Below are 1,511 nucleotides of genomic sequence, written 5' to 3' on the forward strand. Positions count from 1 at the left end.
ATCTAGTTTCTTTTCCATCTTTACTTCCTTCATAGATAAACTTTTTATTATATAGTAATGAAAAACTCAATCCATGAAATGAACCAGTCACAACATATTCTGCATTTTTAATCAAATACAGAAACTGTCCTGGAGAAGCGCTCTTAATATTTAGAACACCCTTATAATTTTTATATGTGTTATTTACATATAGAATGTCAAAATTATTCTCTTTAGCAATATCCATTGCCAAATTCATTGCATTTTCAAAATCATAATGTATAAAATAAACTAGTACATACTTTTTCTTAATTTCATATTTTTCCTCGACTCTTTCCCATTGGTCTTTATTAAGTAGAAAAACAGGATCTAAAACAGTATCACATTTTCTAGATGTTAATTCATCACACAACCTTTTTCCTGCATTCTCTCTAACAGATATCTTATCAAACTGGGCTAGTAGTTCTTTTTCGTTCAATAAATTTGCGTTTTCGTACCAATTTTCACCAAAACTCGCTGCATAAGCCATTTTTTGTTTTGTATTATCAACAAAATCAAGATAATAAGTGTAGTCTTTATTTGTCAATTTAGAATTCCAAATTTGGTCACTCCCAACAATGAATACATCAAACAAAGATATTACTCTTGCAATAGTTTTTTTGTTATACTGCACTTGTGTCATTGGAATATTCTTGTCTGTAAAATCATTAAATCTTTTTTTCTTTTTTAACGTATAATTTAATGAAAGGATACCTTTTATTATTCTCTTTGCATCAAATCCTCTCCAAAATGCTAAAGGCGATTCATTTCGAGTAATCTCTTCACACTTGTAATTAATCGTCAAACAATTACCAACATTTTCGTTCAGATATCTATTCAATGCGTATGTTTGCAAAAGTGCACCATAATTTAATGTATCATGAAATGTTAAAATACCTATTCTTTTTGTTTCCATTCCTAATTACCTGTTTTATTCATATAAAACAAACAGTTCCTTTCGTTTATGAATCTTCGTATTACCTACTATTCGATGTAATCACATGTTCTATTTATCGTAAATCTACTTACTCCTAACGCTATAGTTATTATATAAAAGCCTACTACCTGAATTTCAAAAAATGGATTTCCTGTAAAACCATAAATCAAAAATAATAATTGAGAATATATGGCAAATAAATGATACCTTTCATTTGACTCATCAACATAATCACAAATTTTAATCTTTTCAACCAGTGAATGAAGCATTGAAAAAATCACTAATCCACCACATAATAATCCCAATTCAGCAAATAATTGGATATATATATTATGAGGCCACATTCCGATCTTATTCCTAGAGTTTAAAATTCCCACTCCAAAAACGGGATGCTCAAAAGCAATCTCCATACCCATTTTCCATAAATCGGATCTTCCTGTCGTAATATCACTAGAATTAAAACGCTGAAATGTAAAGGCTAATTCTGGTATATTTTTTGTCAAAAAAGAGAATATAAACAATAGCAAAATAACAACAAACACAATACGTAATAGTG

At 28.8% G+C, this 1,511-nt stretch carries 2 protein-coding genes; both read right to left on the minus strand.

From position 1 onward, the window contains the following. Window positions 1–934: polysaccharide pyruvyl transferase family protein (locus H6A13_RS12865; protein ID WP_204909931.1), on the minus strand; the 934-nt coding region annotated here is incomplete at its 3' end. Between the two features lie 68 nt (window positions 935–1,002). After that, window positions 1,003–1,511 (minus strand): O-antigen ligase family protein (locus H6A13_RS12870; protein WP_204909932.1); only part of this gene is annotated, 509 nt, incomplete at its 5' end.

Origin of the sequence: Mordavella massiliensis (genome assembly GCF_016902415.1) — a bacterium.
GTDB lineage: Bacteria > Bacillota > Clostridia > Lachnospirales > Lachnospiraceae > Merdimonas > Merdimonas faecigallinarum.